The sequence below is a fragment of the Pontibacter korlensis genome (assembly GCF_000973725.1).
GTDB lineage: Bacteria > Bacteroidota > Bacteroidia > Cytophagales > Hymenobacteraceae > Pontibacter > Pontibacter korlensis.
Window position 1 is genome coordinate 3,085,786 of the sequence record NZ_CP009621.1, and the last position, 16,175, is coordinate 3,101,960.

The 16,175-nt window shown below is 46.8% G+C and carries 10 protein-coding genes; 7 read left to right on the plus strand and 3 right to left on the minus strand.

Annotated elements, in window-relative coordinates:
* Positions 1 to 75 precede the first annotated feature (75 nt).
* Both PKOR_RS13310 and PKOR_RS13315 read left to right on the plus strand, forming a co-directional pair.
* Entirely contained in the window at positions 76 to 2,310 is a 2,235-nt protein-coding gene (locus PKOR_RS13310; protein ID WP_148561808.1) for a heavy metal translocating P-type ATPase, read from the plus strand.
* A 38-nt stretch (positions 2,311 to 2,348) separates the two neighbouring features.
* Positions 2,349 to 2,558: a heavy-metal-associated domain-containing protein gene (locus PKOR_RS13315; protein ID WP_046311373.1), complete on the plus strand. Its 210-nt coding sequence runs from the start codon at positions 2,349 to 2,351 to the stop codon at positions 2,556 to 2,558.
* A 75-nt stretch (positions 2,559 to 2,633) separates the two neighbouring features.
* Here PKOR_RS13315 and PKOR_RS13320 read toward each other — a convergent pair whose 3' ends face one another.
* The 3 genes from PKOR_RS13320 to PKOR_RS23525 form a co-directional block, all read right to left on the minus strand.
* Entirely contained in the window at positions 2,634 to 2,993 is a 360-nt protein-coding gene (locus PKOR_RS13320; protein WP_046314473.1) for a transmembrane 220 family protein, read from the minus strand.
* Between the two features lie 137 nt (positions 2,994 to 3,130).
* Positions 3,131 to 4,144: a PorP/SprF family type IX secretion system membrane protein gene (locus tag PKOR_RS13325; RefSeq protein WP_046311374.1), complete on the minus strand. Its 1,014-nt coding sequence runs from the start codon at positions 4,142 to 4,144 to the stop codon at positions 3,131 to 3,133.
* Between the two features lie 8 nt (positions 4,145 to 4,152).
* Positions 4,153 to 10,017 (minus strand): Ig-like domain-containing protein, encoded by a 5,865-nt coding sequence (locus PKOR_RS23525; RefSeq protein WP_052738852.1) that lies wholly within the window; start codon positions 10,015 to 10,017, stop codon positions 4,153 to 4,155.
* Between the two features lie 1,037 nt (positions 10,018 to 11,054).
* On the opposite strand from PKOR_RS23525, the gene PKOR_RS13335 reads away from it, so the two are divergent.
* From PKOR_RS13335 to rfbC, 5 genes are all read left to right on the plus strand, one after another.
* Positions 11,055 to 12,449, plus strand: a complete 1,395-nt coding sequence (locus tag PKOR_RS13335) for an undecaprenyl-phosphate glucose phosphotransferase (RefSeq protein ID WP_046311376.1) — start codon at positions 11,055 to 11,057, stop codon at positions 12,447 to 12,449.
* Positions 12,439 to 13,260 carry a WecB/TagA/CpsF family glycosyltransferase gene (locus PKOR_RS13340; protein WP_046311378.1) on the plus strand — a complete coding sequence of 274 codons (822 nt, stop codon included), beginning with the start codon at positions 12,439 to 12,441 and terminating at the stop codon, positions 13,258 to 13,260. The genes PKOR_RS13335 and PKOR_RS13340 overlap by 11 nt, the downstream gene beginning before the upstream one ends.
* A 378-nt stretch (positions 13,261 to 13,638) precedes the next feature.
* A complete protein-coding gene (rfbF, locus tag PKOR_RS13345; RefSeq protein WP_046311379.1) occupies positions 13,639 to 14,442 on the plus strand; it encodes a glucose-1-phosphate cytidylyltransferase in 804 nt (267 codons plus the stop codon).
* Positions 14,443 to 14,506: 64 nt separating this feature from the next.
* Complete coding sequence (locus tag PKOR_RS13350; RefSeq protein ID WP_046311381.1) at positions 14,507 to 15,592, plus strand: NAD-dependent epimerase/dehydratase family protein; 1,086 nt, start codon at positions 14,507 to 14,509, stop codon at positions 15,590 to 15,592.
* 9 nt (positions 15,593 to 15,601) lie between these two features.
* On the plus strand, positions 15,602 to 16,165 hold the full coding sequence (gene rfbC / locus PKOR_RS13355) for a dTDP-4-dehydrorhamnose 3,5-epimerase (RefSeq protein ID WP_046311383.1): 564 nt from the start codon (positions 15,602 to 15,604) through the stop codon (positions 16,163 to 16,165).
* Positions 16,166 to 16,175 lie beyond the last annotated feature (10 nt).

Here is a 16,175-nt window from a genome sequence, read left to right on the forward strand (position 1 = left end):
AGCCTTTACATGAATTCTGTAACACCTGAGCGCAGTATGGGGCGTATCTTTGTAATAGATAAAACAATGAAAGAAATGGCAACAGTAAAAGATAAAAAGTTCACTAAAGCCACCTTTCCGGTAGAGGGTATGACCTGTGCCTCCTGTGCCAACAGCATACAGAGTATGTTACGGACACGTGAGGGGGTGGCAGAGGCAGACGTGAATTTTGCCGGTAAGACCCTGCAAGTGGCCTATGATGAGAGAGAGGTAAGTCCAGCTCAGTTGCGCGAAACGGTGCAGGAGATTGGCTTTGATATACTTATTGAAGAAAAAACACAGGAGGAGCTGGAGGAAAGACAGGCTCAAGCCCTGGCTAAGCTAAAGCGGAAGACTATTATAGCAGGTGTGCTGGCTCTGCCGGTGTTTGTGCTGGGCATGTTTTTCCATAGTGCCTTTGCTTGGGGTAATTGGGCCATGCTTATACTTACAGCCCCGGTTCTGCTGTGGGCAGGGCAACGCTTCTTTGTGGGCGCATGGCTACAGGCTAAGCATTTTAGAGCGAATATGGATACGTTGGTTGCCCTTAGTACAGGTATCGCCTTTGTGTTTAGTGTATTTAATACAGTTTACCCGGAGTTCTTCATAAGCAGAGGTTTGATGCCACATGTATACTATGAGGCGGTAGCTGTGATCATTGCCTTTATACTTTTGGGTAAATACCTGGAGGAAAACGCCAAAGACCGTAGCTCTTCGGCCATCAAAAAGCTTATGGGGCTACAGCCTAAGACGGTGCGTGTACTGCGAGGCAACACAGAAATGAAGCTGAAGGTAGAGGAAGTACAGCTAGGAGACAGGGTGGTACTACTGCCTGGTGAGCGTGTACCAGTAGATGGTGAAGTGGCCGCCGGTTCAACCTATGTGGATGAGAGCATGCTGAGCGGTGAGCCACTGCCGGTACAAAAGAATCCTGGAGATACGCTTTATGCTGGTACCATCAACCAGAAAGGCAGTGTGCAGCTGGTAGCTCAGAAAACCGGTGGCGAAACCATGCTGGCTCATATTATCCGGTTGGTGCAGGAGGCGCAGGGTAGTAAGGCACCTGTACAGAAACTGGTAGACAAAATCGCTGGTATATTTGTGCCGGTAGTGCTTGTTATCGCTCTCCTTACTCTCGCTGCATGGCTAGTTTTTGGTGGTGAGGCTTATCTGACAGAGGCTTTGTTATCTACCATCTCAGTATTAGTTATTGCCTGCCCTTGTGCATTAGGTTTGGCGACACCAACAGCCATAATGGTAGGTGTGGGCAGAGGTGCAGAGAATGGCATTTTGATTAAAGATGCCGAGAGCCTGGAGCACGCGCATAAGGTAAATGCAGTTATACTTGACAAGACTGGCACTATTACCTTAGGTAAGCCTTCTGTAACAGATGTGGTGTGGGCGCAGGATATGGCAGCAAAAGAGCAGCTAGAGACACTGTTTTTTTCTATGGAGGCTCAATCAGAGCATCCAATCGCACAGGCTATCTATAACTTCTACAAAGAAAAAGGACAGCAGGCCACACCACTTGATTCGTTCAATAGCCTGACTGGCTTGGGTATAGAAGCAACTTATAATGGCGAACGCTACTTAGCAGGTAACGAAAAGCTGCTACGCCAGCAAGGTGTGGCTTTACCTGAGCACCTGTTGCAGGCAGCAAGGCAATTGCAGGAGGATGCTAAAACTGCCATCTTCTTTGCCGATGGAGCACAAGCGCTGGCTGTGTTTGCAGTAAGCGACCCAATCAAGCCAGCCGCAGCTGAAGGTATAAAGGCCATGCAGGAGGCAGGACTGGAGATATACATGCTTACCGGCGATAACCGGCAAACTGCCGAAGCCGTGGCCCGGCAGGTAGCGGTGGCGCATTATCAGGCAGAGTTACTACCAACAGACAAGGCTGACTTTGTGAAGAAGCTTCAGGCTGAAGGGAAGGTGGTAGCTATGGTGGGAGATGGTATCAACGATGCCCAGGCGCTTGCCACAGCCGATGTAAGTATAGCCATGGGGCAGGGAACAGACGTTGCCATGGAGGTAGCAGGCATTACGTTGATGCGTTCAGACCTGACACAGGTAGCCAAAGCTGTTAAGCTGTCGCGGGCAACAGTGCAGACTATACACCAGAACCTGTTTTGGGCATTCTTTTATAATGTGATATGTATACCTGTGGCTGCTGGCGTGCTTTTCCCTTTCACAGGGTTCCTGCTCAGCCCAATGGTTGCAGGTGCTGCTATGGCATTAAGCTCTGTGTCTGTTGTAGCAAACAGCCTCCGCCTCAGAGCAAAGAATATTTAAGTGTAAATTATATGTTAAATAGATAAATTGAATTGATTATGGAAACCTATAAGTTTAAAACCAATATCAACTGTGGTAACTGTGTGCGTGCTGTAACTCCTCATCTGAATAAATTGGAAGGAGTACAGGAGTGGAAAGTAGACACAGAAAATCCAGACAAGGTGCTGGAGGTTAAAGCTGATGCTGCTGATGCTCAAACTATTAAAAGTACTGTAGAGAAAGCAGGTTTTCAGGCAGAGCAACTGTAAGAAAGCTCAGTTTACCGTTTAACAAAAGGGCTACTTGGCTTTGGTCAGGTAGCCCTTTTTATTTTTGTCTTGCTGTTACCTGGTAACGCGACTACTGCCAATTCTTTTGAAAAGAGCAAGGGTAGAAAACACTACAGTACCCATGAATAAACCTAAGGACTCCCGTGCTTCTTCAATATTTTTGATGTCTCCGCCACCAATGCTGATGCCTTCGTAGCGTTCAGGCCACATGTAGACTCCTCCTATGGCAAATAAGATAGCTGCAAGCCAGAGTACAGAGGGTGGCACTTTATTAGCAGCAGAGAGGAAGCAAAGCAATGCAGCTATACCATAGATACCCATCCAAATAAGTGGGTCCGGATCATTATACTGTACAGCTACAAACGACAGGAAAATTAGCCCCAATAGAACAGCTATTATTCTTTTTAAAAGCATAGGAGAGGTTATCAATAAGCTATACCAACAGAAAGCAGGTGCTAAAGTTACGTTCATGGCCAGACAAGAAAAAGAAAAGGGCAGCTAAAATAGCTGCCCCATTTCTATGACTCTCAAACTAAACCATTATTCAATATTTACCATGCCCACTCAGGGCAAATTATCTTACGTGAGTTTCGTAGCTTAAACCCTAGCACTACCTCATGGCTACCGGCATGTGCCTGCCCTAGTGGTGAGGTGCCTGCATCATAGGAGTATGCCAGGTCTAGCAGGTGGTTGATATTAATGCCTGCCATAGCTGCTACTGATTCTTTGTGTCTATAAGTGATACCGGCCCATAGTCTGTCGCTGTATAGTGCCTTTACTGTGGCATCTACCGACGCAGGACTTGGCTGCGCTACCTTTACCATCACTGAAGGCACAAGAGAGAAATATGGCGCTACATCTAGCCGGTAACCGCCTGTAATGTAGTAGTGCTGCTGCAGCGAACCATCATTATCAGCGGGTGTATTGTCTGCAACGTACTGGCGCTTGCTTGGTACTAGCTGTGCACCTGCCACCCCTGCATAAAAGTTTCTGGAGTAGAGCCAAAGTCCCATGCTCAGGTCAAATTTCACTTCATTTACGCGGCCATCATAAATAGCTGGGTCATCCGGGCTATTCTTTGCAAGCTTGACTCTAGCGGGATCCAGGCTGTACTGAATAATACCTGGCTGCACTCCTGCAGAGACGCGTAACTTTTTGGTTAATGGCTGATGGTAAGCGTAGCTAGCCGAAAAGCTTCCCCGCTTCAACGGCCCTGTTTCGGTAGACATTGCTGTTAATCCGAAACCGTGGTGCGGACGTACACGGCGGTAAATGTTACTAGACTTCATGCTAGCTTCCTTTGCCATGCTGCCACTGTAAGAACTGCCCCCAGACTTATTCACAGGCATATGCAACGTTAAATAGTACGACTGCGGTGCCCCCTCCAATCCAGACCACTGATGGCGGGTTCCTAGCTTCAGGTCGGCATAATCTTCTATACCTGTAATGGCAGGGTTAGCAAGATAATTATTGAGGGTGTACTGTGTGTACTGTGGCCGCTGCTGGGCAAAAGCACTGCCTGCTGCAACCAGAAGCATCACTCCAAGGGCTAAAAGTTTGTTCATAGGATAGCTTATTTAACGATGGTTATGCTGCCAGTTAATGGTTTTTCGTTCTGATCTAATTTTATGATGTAGTAGTATGTTGCCATTGGCAGTGGGTTGCCATTCTGGCGGCCATCCCATGGTTGTTTATAGCCATCCGAGCTAAACACCATGTTACCCCACTGGTTAAATATCTGCACTTTACAGTTGGTGTACTTGTCGATGTTCTCAATTTCCCATGTATCGTTGATACCATCCTGGTTAGGTGTAAAGGTGTTCGGAATGTCTATAAAAGGAAGTACCGTTACTACCACCTCATCAGAGAAAGTACAGCCACCCTCTGTAGTTGCCGTTACTGTGTATACCGTGGTTTTCTCTGGTGTAACAGTTGGGTTCGCGATGTTCGGGTTGTCCATTCCTTCTGCCGGAGCCCAGGTATAAGTTAAGCCTCCGCTAGCCTGCAGCTGTGTACTTCGGCCTTTGATGATCGTCACATCCGGACCGGCACTTAGTGCAGGCTCTGTTACCTGTACTGTTACTGCCTGGCGCTTGCTGGCACAGCTCTGCACTTCCTGTACATAATATGTAGTGGTGTGGTAGAGTGCTGGCGTTCTGAACGTATTTCCTGTTGCCACAGGGTCTCCACCTGCCGCACTGGCATACCACTCCAGTCTGCCACCTTTACCTTTAGCTGTAAGTGTCGTGCTCAGGCCGGCGCAAATGCTGGCTCCCTGTGTCACTGGCATGTCTGGTAGAGGCGTTACCTTTACTTCTACAGCGTTACTTGTTATAGACCCGCATGAGGCAGAAGTTACCACACGTCTGAACCAGGTGTTCTCAGTTAATGGGTAAGGTGTATAATCTTTTCTGTTGTTCTGGCCCGAAGCCGGTTTATAGATGCCGTCGCGCGTGCTGCTGTACTCCCACAGGTAAGCTGGAGCTCCGCTTCCGCCAGTTGGCTCAGAACCAACAAGTGGGGCAGGGGCTTCGCCAGAGCAAACTGTCTGTGTATTAGACAGCACCACGTTATTGCTCAGAGCAGCCGTCACTGTAATCAATATTGGACTGCTAATATCTGTATAGGCACCAGATGTGGCCACACGACGGAACCAGGTATTCTGGCTTACAGGCCCTGGCTGGAAGTGCTGCTCATCATTTGGAGAGCCATTATAGCCTTGAGCTGTCACGAAACCAGTTTTGTCGCCTTTGGTGCTCATTTCCCAGCGGTAGTTGAAGTTTCCTTCTCCGCCTTTTGGTACCTCGCCCTCTAGTCTGGCTGGTACACTGCCAATACAGATTGTTTGGTCAGACTTGATCACGTTATTTGCAATCTCAGCGATAACAGATATCAGTACCTCATTAGATACAGCCTCGCAACCACCTGAAATTACTACTCGGCGGTACCAGGTGTCAGTGTACAGTCCCCTTGGGAAGGTATAGTCAGCAGTCTGGTTGTTGCCTTCGGCTGGATCAAAGTTTTTACCGTCTGTGCTAAATTCCCAGCGGTAGCTGTAGTGTCCGTTACCGCCTTTTATTGGAGCAGTATTAAGGCCAGTTAGCATAGCAGGCTTGGTGCCAGCGTAAATGCTTTGAGAAGCTTTGATATTGTAGTTTTCAATAGGAGCGTTAACTGTAACTTTTACAGGCTCAGAGTAGCTAACACAGCCGCCAGAGGTAACTTTACGGCGGAATAGTGTTGTCTTGCTCAAGCTTCCTGGCTGGTAGCTGCCATCTGCACGGGTATTGTTGCCCGATGCTGGCATAAAGTTGGCATCTCCCTCAGACTTATACTCCCAGGTATAGCTATACTTGCCCTCTTCACCACCAGTAGTAGGGGTGAGGCTGGCAAGAAGTGTTGGTGTACCACCCTGGCATATTTCCTGAGTGCCTGTAATCAGGTTCAGGAGCTTAGGGTTAACTGTAACCGTCACCGGATCGCTAGTGCTAACGGCGCAAGTGCCAGACATTACTACCCTGCGGAAAGTGGTGGTCTGCGTCATGTTATCGGCAGTCCAGTCTTTCGTGTTATTGCCTCGGCTGTTCGGAATCTCCTGGTACTCTCCGCCAGCAGTCTTTGACTCCCAGTAGTAAGTATAGCTGCCCGGTCCGTTACCGCCTTCTGGCATCTGGCCGGTTAAGCTAACTGCATCGCCCTCACACACAACTTCAGTAGCTGTAATGCTGTTCTTGCTGATGGCTGGCTTTACCGTTACTTTAACAACATTGCTGGTGCTGGCAGGGCAGGAGCCGGAGCTCACTACGCGCTTATACCAGGTGTTAACCTGCAGCGGTTCAGTTGGCCTGTAGCTGGCCGTGTTGCTGTTATCAATCTTTCTGAATGTGCTGCCGTCTGTACTGATATACCAGGTATAAGTATAAGGGGCTGTGCCACCTACAACCACACCTTGTATTTCTTCGTGAAGCTGCCCAGCGCAGATATCTGCTACTGCTCTCAATTCATTCTTGGTGAAGGCTGGAATTACATCCACTTTTATAGCTGCAGAAGTTATCTCGCATCCGTCAGAATAAACCACACGCTTGAACTGTGTTGGCATGCTAAGCCCATCCTGAGTGCTATAGTTTTTGCCTGTAGCTCCAGGTATATTAGTGAACGTGGTGCCATTATCCAGGCTACTCATCCACTGGTAAGTATAGGAGCCGGGGCCACTGCCACCAATCGGCTCAGAGCCTGAGATGGCTAAAGGTTCGTTGGCGCAAACTACTTCTGGGGCAGTAATAGTATTATTATCAAGTACAGGGTTTACAGTTACGCGTGCTTCAGTACGTGGGCCTGCGCAGTTTCCAACCACAGCCTCTACATAGAACACGGTGCTGCTCTCTACAGTAGGTTCGTAAATTTTGCCGCCAGCTACTAACATGTTGCCACTAGCATCATACCAGTTATACTTGCTGGCAGAGCCCTCTGCTACAAATGTTGCTTTGCCCGGACCGCAGATAATAACTGGTGCTACTACTGGAGCAGCAATTTCTGGCCTTACGATCACGGTTACCTTTGTGCGCGGGCTGGCACACTGGTTTGCGCCAATGTGTTCCGCAAAGAAATCGGTTGTTTGAGTAAGTTGACCTGTTTCGAAAGCCACTCCTGCAGCTGTTGTGCCTAGTAGCGAGCCTCCATTTGCCTGGTCGTACCAATTGATGCTGCCAACTTGTACCTCAGCATGCAGTGAAGTAGCTGTGTTGTAGCAGATATCTTTGATACCTGAAACAACTGGTGCCGCTGGCAGTGGTTTAACAGTTACCACCATTTCATCGGTGGTAAAGCAGGTGCCTGTGTAGTAAGTATAAGTAAGGGTGTAGGTGCCTACCTCTGTCGGGTTAAAGGTGCCGTCCTCAGTTACATAACGGGAACCGCTCCACTTGCCGCCAGCAGGGCTCGCGCCAAGTACAAACGAACCGGTATTCAGGCAAACCTCTAGCTCTTTTTGATCTACTGCTGCCTGCGCGACGTCTGTTACATTCACCGTCATCTGATCAGTGTTAGTACAGCCTTTGGCATCAGTATAGGTGTAGGTAAGCACATAGGATCCTTTGCCATTTGGCACAAAAGTGCCGTCGGTGCTCACATTCTCCCCGCTCCAGATGCCTCCTACAGGGCTTGCCTGTAGTTTGATAGGCGCTGGATCATCGCAGACAGTTAAATCTTGGCCAGCATTTACCTCTGGCAGTGGGTTTACTGTAACAGTTAACGTAGCTGTGCTGCTGCAGCCAGTAGCGCTGTTGTAGCCAGTTACTGTGTATGTAGTCGTTTCGGATGGTGTGGCTGTTACGGTAGTTCCGGTAGCAGAGCTTAAGCCTGTAGCCGGAGCCCAGGTATACGTATCGGCACCAGTAGCAGTGAGTGTAGCCACTCCCTGGCCCTGGCATATCTCAGCCGCGTCTGAACTAACCGTTACGACTGGGAGAGGGTTAACCTCAACTGTAAAGGTGGTTGTGCTGGTACAGCCGGTTTCTGAGTTAGTGCCAGTAATAGTATAGGTAGTTGTCTCTGTAGGGTTGGCTGTAACTGTATGACCAGTTGTAGCGCTCAGGCCGGTTGCTGGTGCCCAGGTATAAGTATCTGCTCCAGATGCAGTAATAGTGGTGCTCTCGCCAATACAGATAGCCTGTTTAGGAGATGTTACCAGCAGCTCTGGCAGTGGGTTAATCACGATCTGTTGCGTTGCAGCTTCTGAATTACCACACTCATTGGTAGCTACTACGCTTACCGTATAAGTACCAGCCTCGCTAAAGTTGATGCTAGGGTTAGCTGATCCAGCATCTGTGCCTTTGGCAAATGCTGTTACCCCAGGACCTGTTACAGACCAAGTATACTTGCTGATGGTGCCGTTTTGTGCATCATAAACAGGGGCATGAGTTGGGTTCTCCTGGGAGAAAGCTATAGTTTGCGGACCGCAGTATACCTGTTGTGCCGGCAGTTGAACGCGCGGCTTATCTTTTATAACAATTGTAGTTTCTTTGAGAGAAGTCTGGCAGCTGTTGCTGGCTGTAAGTGTTACTATATAAGTGCCAGACTTAGTGAACTTGAAAGCCGCGTTTGCAGTGCTTGCGTTTGTACCGTTGGCAAACTCCCAACCTTCAGCCGGTGCTACACGCCAAGTATAACTGGCATTGCCACCAGTAGACAGGTTTTCTGTTGTGAAGATGGCTGGAGAACAGGTCTCATCACCATTTAACCTAAAGTCAGCTACAGGGGCCTCATCTACTACAATTACCTTATCAATAGTACTGGAAGTACATTTGGTATTGATACCTGTTGGGGTGGCGGTAAGGCGGATAGTGTAGGTACCTGGTTGGGTAAATTTTACCCATGGATTCTTTGATTTGCTGGTACCAGAAGTATACTCCCAGCCTTGTGCAGGGAAAATTTCCCAGTCTACTACATAGCTTCCTGCGCTGCTGGCATTGCTGGCGTTGGCGTTGAAACCTTCAATAGTCTTATCAGTTAATTTAACCGGTACGTTCAAGCAAGGCTTGGCAACGGCAAAATCAGCAATAGGTCCTTTGGACACCCTGATACCACCTACAGTGGCTGGGGTAGTGCCGCAAGGGTTCGTGGCAGTGGCAGTAAGCGTAAAAGCACTGCCAGGCTTGTTCATCGAAGACTCTGTAAAAGTATGCTCAATGGTTGATGGCAGGTTGGCATGTGTGAATGTCATCGGTGCCGAGCCGTCATCAAACTGGAAAGTATAAACAGTTTGGGCAGAGTTGTTTTTGGTTGCCTCCTTATCAATATCAAAGATGAAAGTGGCAGGGGCACAGTCGTTGGTGTTACCACGGCTGGAAATACCAAGACTTGGATTACTGCCAATAAATACACGCTCCTCATGGGTGCTGCTGCAGCCATTGGCATCATAAGCAGTTACCTGTAGCTTAAAAGAACCACCGGAAGTATAGGTGTGGCTAGCGGTTTCAAACTCACGGCCATAGGTGTTTCTGGTGCCATCGCCCCAGTTTATCTCATAGCGGGTGTTTGTCTCTTTCGTGGTGGAGGCGTTCTCAATGGTCAGCTCAAATGTGGCGACGTTGCCGGCATAGCTACAACCTGTAAAGAAATTGATAGGGTCGGCCACAGTGGCGTCAGGACCATTCTTTACGACCATCTCATCCGAGGTAGCTTCGCAGCCATCTGCCTGAACAGTTGTGACACTGTAGGTGCCGCTCTGCGTAACGGTGATGCTTTTTGTAGTGGCGCCGTTAGACCAGAGATAGGTTTCGGCATCGCTGGCTGTAAGTATGGTTTGACCCGTGCTGCAAAGGCTGCCCGAGGAAGTAACAGTTGGTTTACAGTTAGATTGAGCGTAGGTGTAGTTTGATAAGGCACTCCAAAGCTGCAGCAGGAGCAGACATAAAATGCCTCTAGCGAGGGTTAGCATATACTTTGGCTGTAAATATTCTTTATAGACTTCTTTCTTTTAATACTACATGCTATGTCGGCTCATACTGCCCTGATATTGCGCTCTGTTAAAGCTGCAGATGCCAATACTTCAGTTGGTTTCATTTAGCCGGCGCTTTTTATCTGCGACAGGTTCAAGTATAAATCCAAACCGCTGCATGTGCGAACACATCACCTGTAAGTGTAGAATGAGGTGTTAAAGTTCAAAAAAGAGCGTGTTTTTTGGAAGTTTTTTCAAGAGTTTCAAAACCTATTTTTATAGGACCCGTAAAATATCGGATTTTATTCAAAATTATCTGCTATTCATTCAAATAGCCTTTTTAATTGATGCTGTGGCTGTTTGGGTTAGTTGAGTTTCCTGTCTCTTTAGCTATGCTATCCTCAACATTTCTCCACTGTTTGCACTCTTTCTTGTTGGTAATTAGTGTCTTGCAAGGTGTAGTCTCTGGGAAATATTTTATTTTTAAAACCTAAATATAAGTATTATTATATTATTAATTATTATAATAGTTATATAACAAAGGGTTAACATTACTATATATGATTTCCAAACCCAAGTTGATCAGTGCATTTTTTTTATAGTAGTGCTATATTTAATAAGTTATATATTAATAATCGAAATAGCGAAATATTTATTAGGAGAGATGATAGCTGAATAATATGTTTTTGGCGATAAATCAGCCTTTTTAAATATATGAATAGCTTAATTTACCTATATTAACAAATTCTTTTTTTTTAATAGAACTTGATAAAATCATAAACCTTCCTGTAGCAGGGTCGTATTTCTCACTAAACACTCGAGACCTATAGCTGAAGAATTTATACTACTAATTATAAGACTAAAAACCAGAGATCCTGAGCAAGGACTCTTGTTGATCCGGAAGAGCCGGATGTGCATAACAACTGGTGTAGGCTTGAAGAAAGACTGCTGCCAGCCTACATGGTAAATTTGAGATAGTGCTAGAGAGGCAGAGTAGGAAAACAGTTTACGTATGACCAAAATAAGTACTCAACCAAATGAATAAATATAGACACTATTACAGCTTTAACAGAGTCCTTCTGTTGATTCTAGATGTCACGCTTATTGCCTTCGCATTTAAGTTATCAAACCTCGTTCGGTACGGTAACCTTGAGCTAGACCATCAATACAATGTTTTCTTTGTGCTTTTCGCATTGGTTTGGTGGATCGTTTCAGGGTTCTCGAACTTTGTTCTAAGAATTGATGGTCTGTTTCCTGTTGATAAGCGTCTGGGTAACCTGCTTAACGTGTTTGTGCTGCATGCACTTATCCTTGCCAGCTGTATTGTAATGTTCAACCTGGAGCAGCTGTCTCGTCTATTGCTGTTATATACTTACTTGTCTACAGCATTGCTGATTGGTATTAGCCGTCTGCTGATGTTTCAGGTGAGCCGGTACTTCACTAACTCTGATATGGCACACACACGCTATGTTATAGTTGGTACAGGTCCAGCAGCTGTTTCACTGCAACAGACATTAAGTAACAACGATGAAATAGGCACCAAATTCATGGGTTTCTTTGATGACGAAGCCGACTTACAGGGTTTGTATGCAGACCAGGTTCGTGGTGGTATCGAAGAACTGAAGGATTACTGCCTGCAGCACAGTATTGATGAGATTTACTACACAAAGCCTCTGACAGACGAGTCCCAGATTGATGAACTGACAGAGTTTGCAAACGACAACTTTATCTACCTCCGCCTTGTGCCGGACTTTAGCGCCATAGTAAAGAAGGATGTTAGCGTATATTTCTACCACAACATTCCGATGCTGAGCGTAAGAAACGAGCCTTTGGAGCTTGCTTCTAACCGCGTAGCGAAACGCATTTTTGATGTAGTGTTCTCTCTTGCTGTTATCCTGCTGATCTTCCCGATTCTGTTCCCGATTATTGCTCTGCTAATCAGGCTGGAGTCGAAAGGACCTATATTCTTCAAGCAGTTGCGCCCAGGTAAAAAGAACAGACTATTTGTTTGCTACAAGTTCCGCACCATGCGTGTAAACCATAATACTGAGCTTCAGGCAACTAAGAACGACCCAAGAATTACCCGTATTGGCGCCTTTCTGAGAAAAACAAGTTTGGATGAACTACCGCAGTTTTTCAACGTACTGCTCGGTGACATGTCTGTGGTAGGGCCGCGTCCGAACCTGGTTTCGCAGCTGGATCAATACTCTAAAGTTATATCCAAGTATAAAATGCGCCACTTTGTAACTCCTGGTATTACAGGCTACGCACAGGTAAGTGGCTACCGCGGAGAAACAAAAGAAGTTCACCTGATGGAGAAGCGTGTAGAGTATGATGTGATGTACATGGCCAAGTGGAGCCTGATGATGGACATGAAAATAATCTTCCTTACTGTCTGGAACATGATAAAAGGCGAAAAGAATGCTTACTGATACGACGATACAAGAACAACCCTTAGCCGCCGAGCCACCAATCAAAGAGAAATGCCAAGTTCTCGGCTCCCTTATCTCGGCCGGCTCTTTTAACGATTTTGTAAACCAAGTTTTCTGGCTTACAGACCACAAAGACTCTTCTTATGTATGCTTTGCTAACGTGCATATGCTCATGGAGGCAAAGCAGGATAAGGAGTTTCAAGAACTGCTGAACAGTGCTGACATTGCCTCTCCTGATGGAGGCCCCCTTTCCAAGCTAATGAAACTCCTTTATGGCAAGCATCAGGACCGGGTACCAGGTATGGATCTGATGCCTCGCCTGCTGCAGGAAGCCGAAGTAAGAGGTAAGTCGGTCTTTTTCTATGGCTCAACAGATACGGTGCTTGAGGCTGTGGTTGCTCGTGCTAAGGTTGACCTCCCTAAGCTGCGCGTAGCTGGCTACTATTCACCGCCTTTTCGAAAACTTACCCATATCGAAGACACTGCCATCACGAACATGATCAACGATTCGGGAGCAGACTTAGTGTTTGTTGCACTTGGTTGCCCTAAGCAGGAGCGCTGGATGGCAGATCATAAGGGTAAAGTAAAAGCGTGTATGCTGGGGGTAGGTCAGGCGTATATGACTTATGCTGGTTTGGAGAAACGTTTGCCAAAGTGGGCTCGTGATCTGAGCCTGGAGTGGACGTATCGTTTATGGCAAGAGCCGAAACGTCTTTGGAAACGTTATCTGGTTACTAATACTAAGTTTCTGTTTGAGGTGGCTAAGCTGCTGCTTACCAAGCGCACCCGCAAAATGCAGCTCAGCAGGTAAGGTCAACTGTCTTTCAGGTATTGGTGCAGTTCTTTGAAGGGAGTACCAATACCTGCAAACTACACTTTTTAGAAATATCTCTTATCCCGAAGTACAATTATATAGATAGATTTAGACTCTATAGATTAGTACTGATGTTCAAACATTTTCAGCCTCTTGAGGTCCTCTCCGATAGTGGAAGGGCTAAACCAATTCAGTAAAGCAACCTTCTAATTGCCAGCGAGTCCATTCGGAAATTAGCGATATTCTAAAAAGTTGAATTTGCAACATCAAAATATAGAAATCTCCGTATCTACTACAAAACAAGGTTACAGAGCCAGTACAATATTTCTGTGGCCGGTTTCAACCCTTTGTATTACCCTTAACCCTTTACGATAAATGAAAGCAGTTATACTTGCCGGCGGCTACGGTACAAGAATAAGCGAAGAAAGTGGCGTACGCCCTAAACCTATGGTAGAAATTGGTGGTAAGCCGATCTTATGGCATATCATGAAGATCTACTCCCACTATAATATTAACGAGTTCATTATCTGCTGTGGCTACAAAGGCCATATCATCAAAGAATACTTTGCCAATTACTGCCTTTATAATTCTGATGTAACCTTCGATATGCGCAAAAACAGCATGGAGGTGCATAAAAATCATACTGAATCATGGAAAGTGACACTAGTGGATACTGGTGAGGGTACCTTAACCGGTGGCCGCTTGAAGCGTGTGAAAGATTATGTAGGCGATGAGACTTTCTGCCTGACCTATGGTGATGGTGTAAGCGACGTGAATATTGCTGAATCAATTGCATACCATAAAGCACAGGGCACTAAAGCTACACTTACAGCAGTGCAGCAACCAGGTCGCTTTGGCGCATTTACACTTTCCTCTCAGGCTACTAAAGTGCCTCAGTTTAAAGAGAAGCCAACTGGTGGTGACATGCCATGGATCAACGGCGGTTTCTTCGTGCTGGAGCCAAGTGTGTTCGATTATATAGAGGGCGATAGCACTATTTGGGAGCGGGGTCCGCTGGAGACGCTAGCCGAAGAAGGCGAGTTGTCTGCTTACCGCCACAGTGGTTTCTGGCAGCCAATGGATACGCTGCGTGACAAGCACGTGCTGGAAGAATTATGGCAAAGTGGCAAGGCTCCTTGGAACGTGTGGCATAAAATGCTTTCAGACGTGGTAAACTAAGCCACAAGTGTACCTTACAAGGTTCTGAATCCTAACCCTTTTCTTACAATATACATATCATTCCATGAAAATACTCATAACTGGTAATATGGGCTATGTAGGCCCTGGCGTGGTAGAACGCCTGCGTGCTGCATACCCAGAAGCTACACTAGTAGGCTATGACATGGCCTATTTTGCCTCTTGTCTTACAAATGCACCTATCCTTCCTGAAAGCCGCCTGGATGTACAACTTTTTGGGGATGTGCGTACCATGCCAGCAGAGGTGCTGGAAGGCGTAGATGCCGTGGTGCATCTGGCAGCTATCTCCAATGACCCTATGGGCAAAAAGTTTGAGGACGTAACGCTGGAGGTAAACTACAAGTCGAGCGTTCGTTTAGCCGAAATGGCAAAAGCAGCAGGTGTTAAAAACTACGTGTTTGCTTCTAGTTGCAGCATGTATGGCGCTGCCTCAGAACTAGCCAAAACTGAAGATTCTGAGCTTAACCCGCTTACTGCTTATGCCCGCTCTAAAGTAGCCACCGAAAAAGAACTTCTTCCGTTAGCTGGTGATGGCTTTACTGTAACCTGCCTTCGTTTTGCAACGGCCTGTGGCATGAGCGACCGCCTTCGCCTAGACCTGGTGCTGAACGACTTTGTAGCCGGAGCAGTAGCCACAGGTAAAATCAACATCCTGAGTGATGGCACGCCATGGCGCCCATTGATACACGTAAAAGATATGGCACGCGCTATTGAGTGGGCTGTAACCAGAGAACCATCTAACGGTGGCGAATACCTTGCCGTTAACACGGGCTCTAACGAGTGGAACTATCAAGTATATGAACTGGCAAACGCTGTAGCAGAGCTTATACCAGGTGTAGATGTAACAGTGAACACTGATGCAGCACCAGATAAGCGTTCTTACCGCGTAAACTTTGATCTGTTTAAGCAATTAGCACCTAACCACCAGCCACAGTATACTTTAAGACAGGCTATCGAAGAACTGCATTCAGGTCTGATGGCTATGGAGTTTAAGGATGGAGACTTCCGTAACTCTCTGCTGATGCGCCTGATGGTGCTCAACAGCCTGCAGGAAACCAACCAGATCAACGAGCAACTGCAGTGGCAGCGCAACAGATCAAAAGTAGCTGAAACTGAATTAGAAACCGCCTAATTAGTACCCATGATATTCACAGAAACGAAGCTTAAAGGAGCTTATATCATAGATGTAAAGCGTCTGGAGGATGAGCGCGGCTTTTTTGGCCGTTCCTTTTGCCAAAAGGAGTTTGAGGAGTATGGTCTCACAAATGATATCCGGCAGACTAACGTATCTTATAACAAGAAGAAAGGTACGCTTCGTGGCATGCACATGCAGCTGGCCCCTAATGAGGAGACTAAGCTTGTACGTTGTACTCGTGGCGCCATTTACGATGTGATCATCGATATGCGTCCGGACTCCGATACGTACAAGCAATGGATTGGTGTGGAGCTGACTGCAGACAATTACCGCATGCTGTTCGTGCCGGAGGGTTTCGCACACGGCTTCATCACCCTGGAAGATAACACAGACGTGACTTACCAGGTAACTGAATTCTACACTCCGGGTGCCGAACGTGGTATCCGCTGGAACGACCCTGCCTTCAACATTGAATGGCCTATTGAGCCGGTCATTATCTCAGAAAAAGACCAGGCACATCCAGACTTCGTGGATGAGCAGGAAAAGACTAAAGGAAAGCTGTTGGTGTAATGCCAGCAGC